17 protein-coding genes are annotated in these 17,332 nt (G+C 71.6%); 14 read left to right on the top strand and 3 right to left on the bottom strand.

The features are described from left to right. Positions 1–102 precede the first annotated feature (102 nt). The 3 genes from AB0M93_RS20110 to AB0M93_RS20100 all read left to right on the top strand — a co-directional run bounded on the left by AB0M93_RS20110 (position 103) and on the right by AB0M93_RS20100 (position 3,137). Positions 103–1,119 carry an ABC transporter permease gene (locus tag AB0M93_RS20110; protein ID WP_364275507.1) on the top strand — a complete coding sequence of 339 codons (1,017 nt, stop codon included), beginning with the start codon at positions 103–105 and terminating at the stop codon, positions 1,117–1,119. After that, entirely contained in the window at positions 1,112–2,041 is a 930-nt protein-coding gene (locus tag AB0M93_RS20105) for an ABC transporter permease (protein ID WP_364275505.1), read from the top strand. The genes AB0M93_RS20110 and AB0M93_RS20105 overlap by 8 nt, the downstream gene beginning before the upstream one ends. A gap of 79 nt (positions 2,042–2,120) precedes the next feature. Further along, entirely contained in the window at positions 2,121–3,137 is a 1,017-nt protein-coding gene (locus tag AB0M93_RS20100) for an ABC transporter permease (protein ID WP_364275503.1), read from the top strand. Positions 3,138–3,242: 105 nt separating this feature from the next. On the opposite strand, the gene AB0M93_RS20095 is transcribed toward AB0M93_RS20100, so the two are convergent. Next, the gene (locus AB0M93_RS20095) at positions 3,243–5,024 is read right to left on the bottom strand and encodes an ABC transporter ATP-binding protein (protein ID WP_364275501.1); all 1,782 of its coding nucleotides are present in this window, start codon (positions 5,022–5,024) and stop codon (positions 3,243–3,245) included. A 113-nt stretch (positions 5,025–5,137) separates the two neighbouring features. On the opposite strand from AB0M93_RS20095, the gene mshB reads away from it, so the two are divergent. From mshB to AB0M93_RS20075, 4 genes are all read left to right on the top strand, one after another. Further along, positions 5,138–5,980, top strand: coding sequence for an N-acetyl-1-D-myo-inositol-2-amino-2-deoxy-alpha-D-glucopyranoside deacetylase (gene mshB / locus AB0M93_RS20090; protein WP_364275499.1), 843 nt, complete (start codon positions 5,138–5,140; stop codon positions 5,978–5,980). After that, entirely contained in the window at positions 5,977–6,366 is a 390-nt protein-coding gene (locus AB0M93_RS20085) for a hypothetical protein (RefSeq protein ID WP_364275497.1), read from the top strand. The genes mshB and AB0M93_RS20085 overlap by 4 nt, the downstream gene beginning before the upstream one ends. Further along, a complete protein-coding gene (locus AB0M93_RS20080; protein WP_364275495.1) occupies positions 6,359–7,138 on the top strand; it encodes a hypothetical protein in 780 nt (259 codons plus the stop codon). The genes AB0M93_RS20085 and AB0M93_RS20080 overlap by 8 nt, the downstream gene beginning before the upstream one ends. A gap of 83 nt (positions 7,139–7,221) precedes the next feature. Next, on the top strand, positions 7,222–7,992 hold the full coding sequence (locus AB0M93_RS20075; protein ID WP_364275494.1) for a hypothetical protein: 771 nt from the start codon (positions 7,222–7,224) through the stop codon (positions 7,990–7,992). A 28-nt stretch (positions 7,993–8,020) separates the two neighbouring features. On the opposite strand, the gene AB0M93_RS20070 is transcribed toward AB0M93_RS20075, so the two are convergent. Next, on the bottom strand, positions 8,021–8,725 hold the full coding sequence (locus tag AB0M93_RS20070; RefSeq protein ID WP_364275804.1) for a site-2 protease family protein: 705 nt from the start codon (positions 8,723–8,725) through the stop codon (positions 8,021–8,023). Between the two features lie 321 nt (positions 8,726–9,046). Between AB0M93_RS20070 and AB0M93_RS20065 the strand changes: the two genes are divergently transcribed. The 3 genes from AB0M93_RS20065 (at position 9,047) to AB0M93_RS20055 (ending at position 13,426) form a co-directional block, all read left to right on the top strand. Continuing rightward, positions 9,047–9,334 (top strand): WhiB family transcriptional regulator, encoded by a 288-nt coding sequence (locus AB0M93_RS20065; protein WP_161790928.1) that lies wholly within the window; start codon positions 9,047–9,049, stop codon positions 9,332–9,334. Positions 9,335–9,695: 361 nt separating this feature from the next. Continuing rightward, complete coding sequence (locus AB0M93_RS20060; RefSeq protein ID WP_364275492.1) at positions 9,696–12,962, top strand: glycosyltransferase family 2 protein; 3,267 nt, start codon at positions 9,696–9,698, stop codon at positions 12,960–12,962. Further along, a complete protein-coding gene (locus AB0M93_RS20055; RefSeq protein ID WP_364275490.1) occupies positions 12,959–13,426 on the top strand; it encodes a hypothetical protein in 468 nt (155 codons plus the stop codon). Before AB0M93_RS20060 ends, AB0M93_RS20055 begins: the two co-directional genes overlap by 4 nt. A gap of 163 nt (positions 13,427–13,589) precedes the next feature. Here the strand turns inward: AB0M93_RS20055 and AB0M93_RS20050 are convergent, their stop codons facing one another. Beyond that, positions 13,590–14,054 carry a metallopeptidase family protein gene (locus tag AB0M93_RS20050; protein WP_004559274.1) on the bottom strand — a complete coding sequence of 155 codons (465 nt, stop codon included), beginning with the start codon at positions 14,052–14,054 and terminating at the stop codon, positions 13,590–13,592. Positions 14,055–14,134: 80 nt separating this feature from the next. On the opposite strand from AB0M93_RS20050, the gene AB0M93_RS20045 reads away from it, so the two are divergent. From AB0M93_RS20045 to AB0M93_RS20030, 4 genes are all read left to right on the top strand, one after another. Next, on the top strand, positions 14,135–14,491 hold the full coding sequence (locus AB0M93_RS20045) for a DUF3499 domain-containing protein (RefSeq protein ID WP_285986112.1): 357 nt from the start codon (positions 14,135–14,137) through the stop codon (positions 14,489–14,491). An 80-nt stretch (positions 14,492–14,571) separates the two neighbouring features. Next, the gene (locus AB0M93_RS20040; RefSeq protein WP_364275488.1) at positions 14,572–15,927 is read left to right on the top strand and encodes a phosphomannomutase/phosphoglucomutase; all 1,356 of its coding nucleotides are present in this window, start codon (positions 14,572–14,574) and stop codon (positions 15,925–15,927) included. A gap of 88 nt (positions 15,928–16,015) precedes the next feature. Further along, the gene (locus AB0M93_RS20035; RefSeq protein WP_086853192.1) at positions 16,016–16,237 is read left to right on the top strand and encodes a Trm112 family protein; all 222 of its coding nucleotides are present in this window, start codon (positions 16,016–16,018) and stop codon (positions 16,235–16,237) included. Further along, positions 16,221–17,315 carry a hypothetical protein gene (locus AB0M93_RS20030; RefSeq protein ID WP_364275486.1) on the top strand — a complete coding sequence of 365 codons (1,095 nt, stop codon included), beginning with the start codon at positions 16,221–16,223 and terminating at the stop codon, positions 17,313–17,315. The genes AB0M93_RS20035 and AB0M93_RS20030 overlap by 17 nt, the downstream gene beginning before the upstream one ends. Positions 17,316–17,332: the final 17 nt, after the last annotated feature.

Below are 17,332 nucleotides of genomic sequence, written 5' to 3'. Positions count from 1 at the left end.
CCGGAAGTAGCTGTTGACCGTAGGGTTACCGCCACTACGGTAGACAACCGGGTAGCGGTCCAGCGCACTTCTGACGACCAGGCCCGGATGAGGAGCAGTTCGTTGAACCTGGTGATCTACATCCTTCGCCGTCTGGCGATATCGATTCCCGTCCTGCTGGTCGGGACTTTCCTGTGTTTCGTCATGGTCGCCGGCACCGGCGACCCGCTGGGCGAGCTGCGCCAGAACCCGACGATCAGCAAGGAAGCGCTGGCCGCCACGGCCGCCAAGCTCGGTCTCGACCAGGGCATCGTCCCCCGCTACTTCACGTGGCTCGGTGACTTCCTGAGCGGGAACTGGGGCATCTCCATCGCGCAGGGCAACGCCCTCGCGCCGGTGGCCCCCAAGGTGATGGCCGCCTTCGGCGTCACCCTGAAGCTGGTCGTCGGCGCCGAGATCCTCGCGCTGATCATCGGCATCATCGTCGGCGTGCTGGCCGCGGTGAAGCAGTACTCGATCATCGACTACCTCGCGACCACCCTCGCCTTCCTGCTCTTCTCGATGCCGATCTTCTGCGTCGCGATCGTGCTGAAGCGCTACGCGATCGAGATCAACGGCTGGGTCCGCGACCTCGGCCTGTCCGACGTCCTGGGCAACCCGTGGCTGCGCACGACCAGCCCGGAGCAGCTGAAGACCGACGGCGTCGGCGACTTCATCACCAGCACGATCGGCGCGTACCTGCTGCCGACGCTGTCGATCATGGCGATCAGCTTCGCCGCGTACAGCCGGTTCCAGCGCGCCTCGATGCTCGAGGTGATGAACTCGGACTACGTGCGCACCGCGCGGGCCAAGGGCCTCGGCAACGGCCGGGTCATCTTCCGGCACGCGTTCCGCAACGCCCTGATCCCCGTGTCGACGCTGTTCTCGGTCAACTTCGGCTCGGTGCTCGCCGGCGCGATCATCACCGAGACGGTGTTCAACTGGCACGGTATGGGCACATTGCTGGTGGAAGCCGTCACGAAGAACGACACTCAGGTGATGATGGGTTGGCTCGTGGTGATCGCCAGCAGTGTCATCGTCGCCAACCTGATCGCCGACCTGATGTACGGCATCCTGGACCCGAGGATTCGCGTTGGCTGACTTGAACTCTCTTCTCGCGAGCGAAACCGCTGCCGCCGAAGGCACGCTGCCCCCGGACGCGCTGCCGGAACCGCGCAGCCAGGGCAAGCTGGTCCTGCGCAAGTTCCTGCACCACAAGCTGGCGATGGCGTCGACGGCCGTGCTGCTCCTGATCGTGCTGGTCAGCATCCTGATGCCGATCTTCTGGAAGCACGGCTACCAGGACAGCTCGTTCCCGTCGTTCGCCAAGCCCAACGCCGACTTCCCGCTCGGGACGACGCAGGTCGGCAAGGACATGGTGTCGCAGGTGCTGCGCGGCACGCAGTACTCGCTGCTGATCGCGCTCACGGTGTCGATCCTGGCCACCGTGATCGGCGTCGTGTTCGGCGCGGTCGCCGGCTACCTGCGCGGGTTTTCCGACTCGGCGATCTCCCGGGTGACGGACCTGTTCCTGATCATTCCGCAGATCGCCGCGGCGGCCATCCTCGCCAAGGTGTTCGGCGGTGGTTCCTGGTACATCGTCGCGCTGGTGCTGGCGGCGTTCGGCTGGATGCAGATCGCCCGGATCACCCGCGCCGAGGCGATGTCGCTGTCCCAGCGCGAGTTCGTCGACGCGGCTCGCGCCTCGGGCGCCGGAACGTTCCGGATCATCTTCAAGCACCTGGTGCCGAACATGGTCGGCAGCATCACGGTCAACGCGACCCTCGCGGTCGCGCAGGCCGTGCTGGCGGAAGCCGCGCTGTCGTTCATCGGCCTGGGTGTCCAGCTGCCGGACACCTCGCTCGGCCGCGTCATCCTGGAGAACTACGCCCAGCTGCAGACGCGGCCGGCGCTGTTCTTCGGGCCGTTCGTCGTGCTCGTGCTGATTTCACTGACGATCAACTTCATCGGTGACGGTCTTCGCGACGCCTTCGACCCGCGCCAGCGGAGAATGAAGGCCTGAACGCGCGACGCGGGGGTGACCGGTTCCGGTCGCCCCCGCGTCCGTTTTCCGCGCGGATCGCCGGACCTGGGGGTTTCGGATGAATCTCGTGCTTTACGTGCTGCGCAGGCTGGTCATCTCGATCCCGGTCCTGCTGGTGGGCACGTTCCTGTGCTTCGTCATGGTGGCCAACACCGGTGACCCGCTCGGCGAGATCCGCAGCAAACCGGGGATCAGCGCCGCGGCGATCGCCGAGACCGAGCACAAGCTCGGGCTGGACCAGAGCGTCGTCGCCCGCTACTTCAGCTGGCTGGGCCACTTCCTGACCGGCGACTGGGGCATCTCGATCGCCCAGGGCAACGCGTTCGCCCCGGTCCAGCCGAAGGTGATGGCGGCGTTCCGGGTGACGCTGGAGCTGGTGCTGACGGCGTCGGTGCTCGCGCTGTTCTTCGGTGTCCTGGTGGGCGTCCTGGCGGCGGTCAAGCAGTACTCGATCTGGGACTACCTGGCGACGACGCTGGCGTTCCTGATGTTCTCGATGCCCATCTTCTGCGTCGCGATCGTCCTCAAGGGCTACGCGATCCGCGCGAACATCTGGGTCCGCGACCTGGGCCTGTCCGACGTCCTCGGCGACCCCTGGCTGCGCACGACGAGCCCGGAAAGCCTCTCGGCGACCGGAGTGGGCGACGCGCTCGCGAAGTACGTCGGCGCGTTCCTGCTCCCGACGCTGTCGATCATGGCGATCACGTTCGCCGCGTACAGCCGTTTCCAGCGGGCGTCGATGCTGGAGGTCCTGAACGCGGACTACGTGCGTACCGCGCGCGCCAAGGGCGTCTCGAACAGCCGCGTGATCTGGCGCCACGCGTTCCGCAACGCCCTGATCCCGGTGATGACGCTGTTTTCGGTCAACTTCGGCGCCACGGTGACGGGCGCGATCATCACGGAGACGGTGTTCAACTGGCACGGCATGGGCACGCTGCTGGTGGAAGCGGTCAACAAGAACGACCCCCAGGTCCTGATGGGCTGGCTGGTGGTGATCGCGGCGAGCGTGGTGCTCGCCAACCTGGTCGCGGACCTGCTATACGGCATCCTCGACCCCCGCATCCGCGTCGGCTGATGCCCGCCTGATCACGCGTGATGCCCGCCGGATCACGCGTAAGACCCCTCCAGACACGCCGAAGGGCCCGCACCACCCGGGTGCGGGCCCTTCGGCGTGCGTACGTCAGTCGGCCACCGGGGCCAGCCTGCCGGCCTCCCAGGCCGCGCGGCGCTCGGCCTGCAGGATCGGGTCCGCGACCGGGGCCGCCGACAGCAGGCGCTTCGTGTACTCCTGCTGCGGCGAGTGCAGCACCTGGTCACGCGTGCCGACCTCGACCAGCTTGCCGTGCTGCATCACCGCGACGCGGTCGGCGAGCAGGTCGACCACCGCCAGGTCGTGGCTGATGAACAGGCAGGCGAACTGCAGCGACTGCTGCAGGTCCAGGAACAGGTCCAGCACGCGCGCCTGCACCGACACGTCCAGCGCCGAGGTCGGCTCGTCCGCGATGAGCAGCGCCGGGTCGAGCGACAGGGCCCGGGCGATCGCGACGCGCTGGCGCTGGCCGCCCGAGAGCTCGTGCGGGTAGCGGTTCATGTAGTGCCCGCCCAGCTCGACCTTGTCGAGCAGCGACCGCACCCGCGCCGACAGCTCCTTGCCGGAGAGCACCTTGTGCAGCACCATCGGCTCGGCGATCGACTCGCCGATCGTCATCTTCGGGTCCAGCGTCGACGCCGGGTCCTGGAACACGATCGAGAAGAACCGGCGAAGCGGGCGGAGCTCCTTCGCCGACATCTTCGTGATGTCCTTGCCCGCGATCGCGATCGTGCCCTCGGTCGCGCGCAGCAGGCCGACCGCGCAGCGGCCGACCGTCGACTTGCCGGAGCCCGACTCGCCCACCAGGCCGACGATCTCGCCCTTGGCGATGGTCAGCGAGACGTCGTCGACCGCGCGGTTCTTGGCCTGACCGCGGCGACCAGGGTACTCGAGTACGAGGTTCTTGATCTCCAGGGCCGGCGCGGCCTCTTCGATCACGGCCTCCAGTTCGGCGTCGGCCAGCCGGATCTCCTCGGCGATCTTGGCCGCCTCGGTGCTGTCGGACGCGATGCCGGCGTCGTCGAGCAGGCGGCGGCCCTCGGGACGCTGCCCGAGCACCGGCACCGCGGCGAGCAGCCGCCGGGTGTAGTCCTCCTTCGGTGACGCGAACAGCTCGCGCACCGGCGCCTCTTCGACGATCTCGCCCTGGTACATCACGATCACGCGGTCGGCCATGTCGGCGACGACGCCCATGTCGTGGGTGATCAGCACGATCGCGGTGTCGAGGGTGTCGCGCAGCTTGCGCAGCAGGCCCAGGATCTCGGCCTGGACCGTGACGTCGAGCGCCGTGGTCGGCTCGTCGGCGATGATGACCTTCGGGTCGCACGCGATCGCCATGGCGATGACGACGCGCTGGCGGAGGCCGCCCGAGAGCTGGTGCGGGTACTGCTTGAACCGCTGATCCGGGTTCGGGATGCCGACCATGTCGAGCAGCTCGACCGCGCGCTTGTCCGCGGCGTCCTTGGCGATGTCGAGGTGGGACCGCAGGGCCTCGCGCAGCTGCCAGCCGACCGTGTAGACCGGGTTCAGCGCCGTCATCGGCTCCTGGAAGATCATCGCGACCTGGTTGCCGCGGATCTTCTGCATGTCCTTCTCTTTGAGATCCGCCAGGTTGCGCTCGCCGAGGCGCAGCTCGCCGGCGATCCGGCTGGTCTTGGGCAGCAGGCCCAGCACCGACATCGACGTGACGGACTTGCCGGAGCCGGACTCCCCGACCACGGCGACGATCTCGCCGGGCTGCACGTCGAAACCGATGCCCTTGACGGCGTCCACGACGCCGTCCTCGGTCTGGAACGACACGCTGAGGTCGGAAATGGACAGGACCGATCCAGACACGCCGGCGACGTCCGCCGAAGTTGCTTCAGTGCTCACCAAGATGCCCTTCGTGGGGGTACAGACGGTCACGACGCGGCGGTCGCGACTCGCGCGAGGATAACCGAGGGTGTCCCCGACGAAGGTCGGAGCACGGGAATTACGCTCAACCCGTGATCTCCCCGGTATCGCGAAGGCTGCTGTTCGTCCACGCCCATCCCGACGACGAAAGCATCACCACCGGCGCCTCGATCGCACGATACGCCGCCGAAGGTGCCGACGTGACCGTGGTGACCTGCACGCTGGGTGAGGAGGGCGAGGTGATGGCCGGCCTGGGGGAGCTGGAAGGGCTGCGTGCCCACGCCGCCGACCAGCTGGGCGGGTACCGCGTCACCGAGCTGGCGGCCGCGTGCGCCGCGCTGGGGGTGTCACGGCATCGTTACCTGGGCGGCCTTGGCCGCTGGCGCGACTCGGGGATGGCGGGCACGCCGTCGGCGTCGCACCCGCGGGCGTTCACCGGGGGCTCCGCCGGCGAGCAGGCGGCGCAGCTGGCGGAGATCCTGGCCGAGGTCGAGCCCCAGGTCGTCGTCACCTACGACGCCTTCGGCGGCTACGGCCACCCCGATCACATCCGGGCCCATGACATCACGATGGCGGCGGCGTCGCGGGCCCGTTCGGTGCAGCGGGTCTTCCACACGGTCGCGCCCCGGAACGCGGTGCGGGCCGGACTGGCCGCATTGCGGGCCGGCGACCCGGTGTTCGCCGTCCCGGAAGACGACCAGCTGCCCACGACACCCGACGAAGAGATCACGACGGTCCTCGACGTCGCCGCGTACGTGCCCGCGAAGCTGGCGGCGCTGCGCGCGCACGCGACCCAGCTGGCCGTCGTCGACGGCGACGTCCCGTACTTCGCGCTGACGAACGAGATCGCCCAGCCGATCCTCGCGCAGGACTGCTTCGTGCTCGCCCACGGCCCGGCCGAAGGCGCCGGGCACGACCTGTTCGGCGGGCTGTGACCGTGGACGAGCGGCTGACGCTCGAGCAGGGGCTGCTGCTCGTGCTGCTCGCCGTCGACACGGTGCTGCTGGCCCTGCTGGAACTGTTCTTCCTGCCGCTGCGGATCGGCGTGGTCCCGCTGCCGGTGACCGTTCTTGTGGGCGCCGTCACCACGCCCTGGCTGGTGTGGACCACCGCGAAGCTGGTGCGGCCCGCGCTTTCCTGGGTACCCCTCGCGGTGTGGGTGCTCGTCGTGTTCGGGTTCGGCCTGCTGGGTCCGGGTGGGGACCTGGTGCTGATCCAGGACTGGCGGGCACTGCTGCTGCTCGGCGCGAGCGCGCTGCCGGGCGCCATGGTGCTCGGCGGCGGGCCGGGCCGGGTGGGAAGGAGACCGGGACGTGGCTGAGGCGATCTCCGACCGGCAGGTCGTGGCGGTGCTGCGGCCGTTCGTGCGCGCGTGCGGGCCGATGCTCGACGCGCTTCGCGAGTCCGATCCGTTCGGCCTGCAGGCACGGGCAGCCGACGACTTGGCGGAGGTTGAGTCCGGGCTCAAGGCGAAGCTGATCCACGGCATCACGTCGGTGAAGGTCCCGGGCACGGCGGCGTGGACGCGGATGACCGGCTACGACCGGTCGAGCTGGTGGATGAACCGCGTCGGCCGCTTCACGGCGCTGTTGACGTCCATCCCGGGTCTGGGCGGCGCACTGGCCGACCGGCTCCCGGTCCAGGACGCGCTGGGCGCGGCGTCCCAGGGGTTGCTGCTGTGCGCGATCGCCGGCGAGTACGGCGTCACGGACGTCGGCACGCGCGTGCGGCTGATCGCCTGGGTGCTGTTCGAGCGCGAAATCGACCCCGACCTCGCGGCGGGCAAGCACGCGGACCACGACGAAGCGGCGGAGGCGGACGAAGCCGCGCGGCTGACCGAGGAACTGACGGCGTCGGAGAAGAAGCACGGCAAGGCGACGGTCAAGGCGGCGGGCCGCACACTCTGGCGCCTCGGCCGCGGCCTGCTCGGCATCACGGGCGAACTGGAGAAGCGCCCGCGCGGCAACCTGTTCCACCGGGCGCTCGGCATGCTGCCGGTCGTCGGCGCGGCGGGCGACTACCTCGGGGAGCGCTCGGGCCTGCGGGTGGTCTGGAAGCGCGCGCACGTCTGGCTGACCGAGCGCCGCACCTGATCTCGTAACACGGCCCCGTCCAGCGCCGACTCTGGCCAGGCCCGGCGCACCGGCGCCGGGTCCGGCGACGGGAAGGCGAGAGCGTGACGATCTCCGACGGGCAGCTGGTGGCCGTGCTGCGGCCGTTCGTGCGGGCGTGCGGGCCGGTGCTCGGCTCACTGCGGGACGCCGATCCCTTCGGGCTGCAGGCCCGGGCGGGAACCGACCTCGCCGGCGTCGAGTCCGGGCTCAAGGCGAAGCTGATCAACGGCGTCACTTCGATGAAGGTGCCCGGCACCGAAGCATGGGCCCGGATGACCGGCTACGACCGGTCGAGCTGGTGGATGAACCGCGTCGGCCGCTTCGCCGCGCTGCTGACGGCGATCCCCGGCCTCGGTGGCGCGCTCACCGACCGGGTACCGGTGCAGGACACCGTCGGCGCCGCCTCGCAGGGACTGCTGCTGTGCGCCGTCGCGGGAGAATACGGCGTCACGGACGTCGGCACCCGCGTCCGGCTGATCGCCTCGGTGCTGTTCGGCCGGGACATCGCGCCCGCGCTCGCCGCCGGCCACGACGACGCCGCCGAGGCCGCGGCCGCCGCCCGGCTGACCGAAGACCTCACCGCCGCGGAACGCCACCACGGCAAGGCGACGATCGGCGCGGCCGCGGGCACGCTCTGGCGGCTCGGCCGGAGCCTGCGCGAACTCACCGAAGAACTCGAGAAACGGCCGCGCGGGCGGTTGCTGCACCGGGCGATCGGCAAGGTGCCGGTGGTCGGGGTGGCGGGCAACTACCTGAGCGAGCGCTCGGGGTTGCGGGACACGTGGCAGCGCGCGCACGGCTGGCTGACCGAGCACGCGCCGGCCTCGCGCTGATTTTCCCGCAAGGCGCCCGGTTCAAACCTCAGCCCCAGAAGTGGAAGACGCTGTAGCCGATCTTCGCGCCGTCCACGTAGCCGCCGAAGGCGTTGAAGATGGCGTACGCGCCGTCCCACAGCGCGTTGTTCGCCGGGCGGAACAGCCACAAGAGGGCGAACAGCAGGATCGGCGCCCACGGCCGGACGCGCGCGCCGAACTCGCGCGCCTGCGGCGGCAGGTACGGCTCGATCGCACCCCAGCCGTCGAGCCCCGGGATCGGCAGGATGTTGAGGATGAACGTCACGACCTGCAGCAGCGCCAGGTAGGAAATCGCGATCACCAGGCCGCCCGCCATCGGGACCAGCGCGACCACCAGCGCCAGCGCCGCGCCGACGGCCAGGTTGCTCAGCGGCCCGGCCAGCGACACCCACGACGACGTCCCGCGCGAGCGCAGCGCCCCGCGGTTGATCCAGACCGCGCCGCCCGGCAGCGGGATGCCGCCGATGATGAGGAAGACCAGCGGCAGGACGATCGACAGGACCGGATCGGTGTACTTCCGGACGTCCAGCGTCAGGTAACCCTTGTGGGCGACGCTGTAGTCGCCACCGCGGTAGGCGACCATCGCGTGCCCGAACTCGTGCAGTGACAGCGACGCCACCCAGCCGGCGGCGACGAAGATCACCACACCGGCGATGAGCAGCGGGTCGCGGTCGCGCACGAAAACGGTGTCGATGTCACCGAACGCGGCCATGGCGCCACCGGCGACGGTGAGCGCGAGGATGCCGAGGAAGACCGGGCTGGGGCGTACTGCTGACTTCTGCACGTGCTCCAGTCTTCCGTATGCCCGGTGTGAAGTTACCGGCGTGTCCCCTTGCGCGATCGGGCCGGAACGTCCCCCGAACTCGCTACTCCGCTTGACCTGACCGCACTACACGGGTGTAATCACAGTGATGTCATTCGCCGCCGAGAGGGGACGGCGAGTGTCGTTTCACCACCGCCAGCCTGGGGAGTGCTAGGGAGCGAGGAGGCGGACGTGCGGTTGGAAGCCGATGGGAAGGAATGGGGGCACGTCATGAGTTGGGGCGAGATCCCGGAGCAGGCTCTGGGAGATCTCACCGAGCTCATCGATGCCACCGAAGAAGAGCAGGATTGGCAGGAACGCGCCCTGTGCGCGCAGACGGACCCGGAGGCGTTCTTCCCCGAGAAGGGCGGCTCCACCCGCGAAGCCAAGCGGATCTGCCTGGGCTGCGAGGTCAAGGACGAGTGCCTTGAGTACGCGCTGGCCCACGACGAACGCTTCGGCATCTGGGGCGGTCTGTCCGAGCGGGAACGCCGGAAGCTGAAGAAACGCGCGGTGTAACGCGCGTTCGAGGGGTGGGGTGTGTTCGCGGGGAGTGCGAACCACCCGCGCGTTACGTGTCTTCTGGGGGGTGCAAACCCCAGATCCCGCCCGGGGGCACGCCCCCGGACCCCGTGCCGGGGCGGGTTCGCGTGGAACGCTCGGCTCCGGCTCCTGGTGGGCGTGAGCCGGCTTTTCCTTGCCTCACTCCGTGATGGTCGCTTTCGGAGCGGCTGTACGGCGGAATTCGTGGTGGACCACCGGTGATGCTCGCGTCGCCGGTGATTTCTCTTGGGACCGGGCGCGGCGTGGGTTCACCATCGGGTGACGGACCGGGGCCGTAGGGTGGCCGGACCGACTGCCGCCTGATCTGGAGCGTTCGTTGCCCCGCACCGCCGCGCCGCCCGCCCCGCGCACCGCGCCCGTTCTGGCCATTGTGGTCTGTCACAACGGCGAAACCTGGCTGCCGCTGGCCCTTTCCTCGCTGCGCCGCAGCACGCTCCGGCCCCGGTACGTGCTCGCCGTCGACACCGGCTCCACCGACGCCACCCCGCGGCTGCTCGCCGACGCCGCCGCCGACCCGGGCCCCGACGCTGCCCCCGTGCTCTCCGGTGTCATCACGCTTCCGGGTGACACCGGCTTCGCCGCCGCGGTCGCCGCGGCCGTCGAGCACGCCACCGAACGCTGGGGCGACGACCCGGGATCATGGCTGTGGCTGCTGCACGACGACTGCGCACCCGACCGCGACTGCCTCGAGCAGCTCTTGGACGTCGCCACGAAAACACCGTCGGCGACCCTGCTCGGCCCGCTCGGGCTCGACTGGACCGACCCGCGCCTGATCGTCGAAGCCGGCCTCTCCACCGACGCATCCGGGCACCGCCAGCAGGTCGCCGCCACCGGCGAGGACCCGGTGGAAGTGCTCGCCGTCCCCAGCGCCGGCGCGCTCGTGCGCCGCGACGCCTGGGACGCCCTCGGCGGCTTCGACCCCGCATTCCCGTTGCTGCGCGAGGATCTCGACTTCGGCTGGCGCGCCAACGCCGCCGGCGGCATCGTCCTGTCCGTACCGGCCGCCCGCGTCCGGCACGCCCGGGCCGTCACCACCGGACAGCGGACGGCGGACGCGCTCCCCGGCCCGCTGCCCGCCGCGAACCGCGCCCACGGGCTGCGCGTGTTCCTGGTGAACTGCTCGCCGTTTTCCTTCTGGCTCGGCATGATCCGGCTTCCGCTCCTGTCGGTGCTGCGCGCGCTCGCCTTCCTGCTGCTGCGCCGCACCGGCGAAGCGCGCGCCGAGTTCGCCGCGGCCGCGTACCTCCTCAGTGGACGCGGCGGATTGCGCGCCGCCCGCGACCGCCGGCGGCGGAATCCGCGGCCCGGCACGGTTCGCGGGCTCTTCACCGGACGGGCGACCCGCCTGCGCAACGCCGTCCGCGCCGGCGTCGTCGGCCTGGTGCGCCGCGGCGTCGAGAACGAAGTCGCGCTCGGCCGGGTACCCGAGACCGTCGAAACCGAGTCGGCGTGGGTGACGCCCGAAGCGCTCGACGCCCGCGAGAACCGTCCGATCGGCCCCGACGCGCTGCCCGCGGGCGCGCTGCGCGGCGTCAGCGCACGCGGGTCCGGGCTCCGCCGGCCCGGCACGCTCGTCGCCGTCACACTCCCGGAAGCCCCGGCGCCGGAGGCCGAAGACATCCTCGAAGCCGAAGAGCCGGAACCGGAACTCGTCTTCGTCGAGGTGAACCGCCGCCGGGTGCTCGCGGCCACGGTCTTCGCGCCACCGGTGGTGCTGCTCGTCGTGATGACCGCGCTCGGCCTGGTCGTCAACCGGGCCCGGCTCGGCCTCGACCTTTTCGGCGGCAAGCTGCTCCCCGTCGGCGGGCTGGGGGAGCTGTGGTCGTCGTACCTGGCGCCGTGGCACGCGATCGCGGGCGGCACCGGCGCGCCAGTGCCGGCCTCTCTACCAGTGATAGGGACGCTCGGCGCGGTGTTCGCCCCGCTCGGCGGACCGTCCGCACTGGTCGCGATCCTGCTCATCGGGGACATCCCTCTATCGGCGATAGGGGCGTATGCCGCGACGCGGAGGCTGCGCGTGCGCCGCTGGGTGCGTGCCGTCGTCGCCGCGACGTACGCGCTGCTGCCGGCCGCGACCGCCGGAGTGGCGCAGGGCCGGCTCGACGTCGTCGTGGTGCACCTGGTGCTGCCGCTGGTGGCCGCCGGCATCGCCGGGCTGCTGGTGCACGCGGACACGCGCTGGCTGCACGTGTCGTCCCTATCAGCGATAGGGGTGGCACTGCTCGGCGCGTTCTCGCCCCTCGCGCACGGGCTCGCGCTCGCGGGGCTGCTGATCGGGTTCGTCGTGCTGCCCGCGCCGACCGGGCTGGCGCGCCGGATCGCGTCGGTCGGCATCGTGGTGCTGGTGCCGCTGGCGCTGCTGCTGCCGTGGCCGACCGTGCTGCTCCGGCACCCGGAGCTGCTCGTGCAGGGTCTCGGCGGGGCGGCTCCGGCGGTCTCCGGCACGGATCTGGCCGGGCTCGACCCGGGCGGACCGGGCGCCTGGCCCATCGGCGTCGCGGTGATCGCCGCGGCGCTGGTGGCCGTGGTCGTCCGGCCGACGAAGCTCGCGGCCGGCGGGCTCGCGCTCGCGGCGCTGGGCGGCGGCGGGCTGGTGCTGGTGCGGCTGGTCACGGCACCGCCGATGCAGGGCGGCGCGCCGGCGCACGGATACGCGGGCGTGCCGCTGCTGATCGTCGGCGCGGGCCTGCTGTGGGTCGTGCTGGGGTCGTGGCAGCGCGGCGGTTCGGCCGGCGTCCCGGCGACCTGGCTGCCGCAGGCGTTCGCGGTCGCCGGGGTGGCGGTGTTCCTCGGCCTGGCGGCCGGCGCGGTGCTGGTCGGTTCGCAGGGGCCGCTGCGAGCCGGCGCGCGGCCGTCGCTGGCCCCGGAGGTCGCGGCCGAGCTGGCGGCGTCCGGCCGGTCGGTGCTCGACGTGGCCCCGGACGCCACCCGCCAGATCGGCGGCCGCCTGCCGCACTACGGGGACGACGAACTGGCCCCGACACCCGGAACCCCGGCCCGCCTGGCGGCGTGGCGCCGCGACCTGGGCCAAGGCGACGCGGCAGCGGTCCAGCGCGTCGTGTCGGCCGCGGCGGCCGCGGGCGTGGAGTACGTGGTGCTCCCGCCCGGCGTGGACCCGCAGGCGTACGTGCCGCTGGCGAAGGACCTCCTGTCGATGGCCGCCCCGACATCGGACGGCCGCGGGGTGCTCCGCCTGCTCCCGCCGGCGGGTCAGGTGATCTTGATCTCGCCGGAGCAGGCGAAAGCGGCGGTCACGGGCGGTGGCGCGCCCGGAAACGCCCCGGGCGTGGCACCGGTCCGCGCGGACCTGCCGGACGTCCGCGTCCGCGTGTCCGACGGCCCGACGGGACGCCTGCTGGTGCTGGCGGCGGAGCAGGAGGCGGGCTGGAAGGCCACGGTGGGCGGCAAGCCGGTCCCGATCGTGCCGGCGTGGGGCCACCAGGTGGCGGTTTCGGTGCCACCGGCGTCCTCGGAGGTGACGGTCGAATACCCGGGAACGGAACGCAACCTGCTCCTGCTGGCCCAGCTGGCGGCGGTGCTGTTCACCCTCCTGACGGCGGTCCCGGCCCGGCGACGGCCGTGACGATCACGGCGCAGTGGGTGCAGACCTTCTGGACGAAGCATTCGCGCGGCGGACCGGCGGCAGCACTCCGGAACGCCGTTCCGGCCGGTTTCCCGCTGCCGGCGCTGCCGTCCGGCACCGCGCACGTGGTGCGGATGCACGAGAAGACCGGGTTTTCGCCGGATTCGTCGGCGGAGAGCCTGCGCCTCCTGGCCGTGGACCTGCGCGAGGTGGACGGCCGGCTCCGGGTGCTGCCCCACGCCGGTTCCGGGCTGCCACCCCGGAAGCAGCGCCCGCCGGCGGTGAAACTCGCGCCTGGCGAATGGGTGCGCTGGCGCCTCAACCACCGCTACAGCAGCGCGCTGGGGCTCCGGGACTGGTCGTATTGGCTGGACACGTTCAACATCGCGTACGGCGAGGTGCCACCCGAGGTGTTCGCAGGCGAGCCCACGTACTTCGTCGACGAGCAGGGCCCGGTCCGCTAGGTGCGGGGCTCGGCCTACCGGAAGCCTTGCGCCAGGCCAGGCCCCCAGGCCGGTCCCGCGCCGCTCGGAAACTGTCGGTGCCGCCCGGTAACGTAAAAACCGGGGGTCCCCCCACGCGCGCGGGTTGTGCGCTTCGCAGCGAGCCTCAGCCGGGCCGAGGGAGCTACTCGCCTTCGATGACGTCCGGTTCCACGCCCAGGTATCCGGCCACCTGCTCCACCAGCACGTCGTGCACCAGCTCGGCCAGCTCCGACGGGTCCTTCGCCCGTGCCTCCAGCGGCCGCCGGTACAGCACGATCCGGGCCCGCGTCGGCAGTCCTGTGCGGTCCACTCCCGCCGGCACCAGGCGCGACAACGGCACCGCGCCGTCGTGCAGGACGCCGTCCGCCGGGGAGTGGCCGTTCTCGCGGACCTCCGGTACGTCGTCGACCGCCACGTCGAGCTTCGTCAGCTCGTGGCGCCAGCGGGCTTCGATCGGCTCCAGTGCGTCCAGCACCAGTGCGTCGAAGCGTTCCGCACGGCTCGCGGCGGCGGGCAGGGTCGCCGGATACAGCGTCCCGCGCAGGCCCCGGCCGTGCCGGTCCCGTCGCGAGCGCCGCCGCTGTCGGTAGTCACGAGCCGTCGCCACGTTCCGAAGTCTATGCGGTCGGCGCGTCCCAGCGCGTGTCGCTCCTCCAGGCTTGCGGCGACGCGCTATCGTTTCGATTCGTGCGGAGCGTACGGAAGTGTTCGCGTACTGGCTGTCTCGAGCCAGCTGTGGCCACGCTGACGTATGCGTACAGCGACTCCACCGCCGTCGTCGGCCCGCTGGCCACCGCCTCCGAGCCCCATTCGTACGACCTCTGCGAAGCGCATGCGCTGCGGCTGACCGTCCCGAAGGGCTGGGAAGTCGTCCGGCACGAAGGGGCCTTCGCCGCGCCGGATCCGTCGGCCGACGAACTCACCGCGCTGGCCGAGGCCGTGCGCGAGGCCGGCCGCCCCGGCAAACCCGCGCCTCCCGCCCCCGAGCCGGAGGGCCCGTCCGGGCGCCGCGGCCACCTGCGGGTCCTGCCCGGTCGCGCCTGAACGCGTAACCCACTCACCTCGCCGGTAGGCTTTCCGCGCGGCGCAGCGGGCGCCGGGACGACTATTCGCGGGGAGACGGCGTGCCAGACCTTTCGGGCATCGTGAAGGCCTACGACATTCGCGGCGTGGTCGGCGAGCAGCTCGACGCGGACCTCGTCCGCGACTTCGGCGCCGCGTTCGCCCTGCTCATCAAGCCGGAAGCGCCCTCGGTGGTGATCGGCCACGACATGCGCGACTCCTCGCCGGGGCTGGCGGCCGCCTTCGCCGAGGGCGTCACCTCGCAGGGCCTCGACGTGGTCAACATCGGGCTGGCCAGCACCGACCAGCTGTACTTCGCGTCCGGCTCGCTGAACCTGCCGGGCGCGATGTTCACCGCCAGCCACAACCCGGCCAAGTACAACGGCATCAAGATGTGCCGCGCGGGCGCGTCGCCGGTCGGCCAGGACACCGGGCTCGCCGAGATCCGCGACACCGTCGAGCAGGGCGTGCCCGGCTTCGAGGGGCAGCGCGGCTCCATCACCGAGCGGGACGTCCTCGCCGACTACGCCGCCTACCTGCGCAACCTCGTCGACCTGTCCGGCAGCCGGCCGCTGAAGATCGTGGTCGACGCCGGCAACGGCATGGGCGGCCACACCGTCCCGACCGTGTTCGACGGGCTGCCGATCGACGTCGTCCCGATGTACTTCGAGCTCGACGGCACCTTCCCGAACCACGAGGCCAACCCGCTCGACCCGGCCAACATCGTCGACCTACAGGCGAAGGTGCGCGAGGTCGGCGCGGACGCCGGGGTCGCCTTCGACGGCGACGCCGACCGCTGCTTCATCGTCGACGAGCGCGGCGAGCCGGTTTCGCCGAGCGCGATCACGGCGCTGGTCGCCGTCCGCGAGCTGGCCAAGGACCCGGGCGGCACGGTCATCCACAACCTGATCACGTCCAAGGGCGTGCCGGAGATCGTCGCCGAGCACGGCGGCAAGCCGGTCCGCACCCGCGTCGGGCACTCGTTCATCAAGGCCGAGATGGCCCGCACCGGCGCCATCTTCGGCGGCGAGCACTCCGCGCACTACTACTTCCGCGACTTCTGGCGCGCCGACACCGGCATGCTGGCGGCGCTGCACGTCCTCGCCGCGCTCGGCGAGCAGACCGGCCCGCTGTCCGACCTGACCAGCGCGTACTCGCGCTACGCGGCGTCCGGTGAGATCAACTCCACAGTCGACGACCAGGTCGCGAAGATGATGGCCGTCAAGGACTCCTTCGGCACCCGCTCCGGCGTCGAGCTCGACGAGCTGGACGGCCTCACCGTGCAGCTGCCGGGCGGCGCCTGGTTCAACCTGCGCCCGTCGAACACCGAACCGCTGCTCCGGCTGAACGTCGAGGCCGCGAACGCCGAGGCCGTGCAGGGGCTGGTGGACGAAGTACTCGCGATCATCCGCAGCTGACCCCATCCACGATGAAGGGCGGGCCGGGGGCCGAACTGTGTCCTGAAGGTGCCCTTCATCACACCTCCCCGCGTGGTATGGAGGAACCATGGCCATCACGCTCGACGCCCAGCTCCTCGAGATCTTGGCGTGCCCGTCGCCCGATCACGCCCCGCTCCGGCCGGGCGCGCCGGACGACCCCGAGGCCGACGCGCTGACGTGCACGGAGTGCGGCCGGGTCTACCCGGTCCGTGACGGCATCCCGGTGCTGCTCCTGGACGAAGCCACCGTGCCCGGTGACAACGGAAACTCCGATGCCGACAGTGCTTGACGACACGCTGCTCGACGACCCCGCGCGGCTGGCCGAGGCCGACAGCGCGGGGTTGCTCCGTGCCGCCGCGATGGCGGGCGCCCAGGTGCGGGCGACCGCCGAGCTCGCCGCGGAGCTGGAGCTGTCCGAGCGGCTCGACATGGGCCGCCCGCGCGCCGTCGTGCTGATCGACCGGCCGGGGGTGAGCCGCACGCTCACGCGGCTGCTGGCCGCCCTGCTGGCGCCGTCGTGCCCGGTGCCGGTGGTCGTCGCCGAGGTGGTGCCGAGCTGGATCGGCGCGCTCGACGTCGTCTTCGCGCACACCGACGACCCCGGTGATCGCGAGCTCGCCGCGTCCCTGGAGCGCGCGGCCCGCTACGGCGCTTCGGTCGTGCTTTCCGCGCCGTCGGAAGGCCCGGTTGCGGCCGCTGTGGCAGGCAAGGGCCTGCTCCTGGCGCCGCGCATCCCGGTGCCGCCGGAGCTGGCGTTCCCGCGCGGCCTGGCCGCCGGGCTGCTCACCGCGAACGCGCTGGGGCTGCTGATCTCCGACGTCCAGCTGCTGGCCGACCAGCTGGACCTGGAAGCCGAGAAGGACTACCTGGCCCGGGAGTCGTTCGCGAACCCGGCCAAGGCGCTCGCGCTGCGGGTCGCCGACCGCGTGCCGCTGCTGTGGGGGCTCGACCCGGTCGCGGTCGCCGTCGGCGAACACGCTGCGCACGCGTTCGCCGCCCACGCGGCTACCGTGTGCGACGTCGAGGACTATCGTCAGGCCCTGGCGCGCCCCGCATTGCGGCGGGCGGCGCAATCAGGCGGCGGAGAGCGTGACATCTTCGCCGATCCGGACGATCCCTCTGGTGACATCCCCACCCGGGTGCTGCTGCTCTCGGTGCGGACCGGTCCGGCCACGGACGCGGCGCGCTACCAGGCCGAGGATCTGCTGCCGGGTGCGGACGTCATCGCGCCGGCCGAGGAGATCGAGGCCGACGAAATCGTGCGGGCCGCGGTGCTGGCGCTGCGGTTCGAACTGGCGGCGGTCTATCTCGGGCTGGCGGCGGGCAGCATCGGCGGCGCGGGCCGCTTCGCGCCCGCGCCGGCGTGAGACCCGCCGAGCACCGG

Origin of the sequence: Amycolatopsis sp. NPDC051102 (assembly GCF_040682815.1) — a bacterium.
Lineage (GTDB): Bacteria > Actinomycetota > Actinomycetes > Mycobacteriales > Pseudonocardiaceae > Amycolatopsis.
The sequence above is the reverse complement of the archived record's forward strand: the minus strand, read 5'-3'. Positions and strand labels throughout refer to the sequence as shown.

What these genes read in the sequence shown, in the direction of transcription:
- AB0M93_RS20100 (WP_364275503.1), top strand. Translation starts at nt 2,121, where the DNA reads ATGAATCTCGTGCTTTACGTGCTGCGCAGGCTGGTCATCTCGATCCCG.
- AB0M93_RS20070 (WP_364275804.1), bottom strand. Translation starts at nt 8,725, where the DNA reads ATGGCCGCGTTCGGTGACATCGACACCGTTTTCGTGCGCGACCGCGAC.
- AB0M93_RS20065 (WP_161790928.1), top strand. Translation starts at nt 9,047, where the DNA reads ATGAGTTGGGGCGAGATCCCGGAGCAGGCTCTGGGAGATCTCACCGAG.
- AB0M93_RS20035 (WP_086853192.1), top strand. Translation starts at nt 16,016, where the DNA reads ATGGCCATCACGCTCGACGCCCAGCTCCTCGAGATCTTGGCGTGCCCG.
- AB0M93_RS20030 (WP_364275486.1), top strand. Translation starts at nt 16,221, where the DNA reads ATGCCGACAGTGCTTGACGACACGCTGCTCGACGACCCCGCGCGGCTG.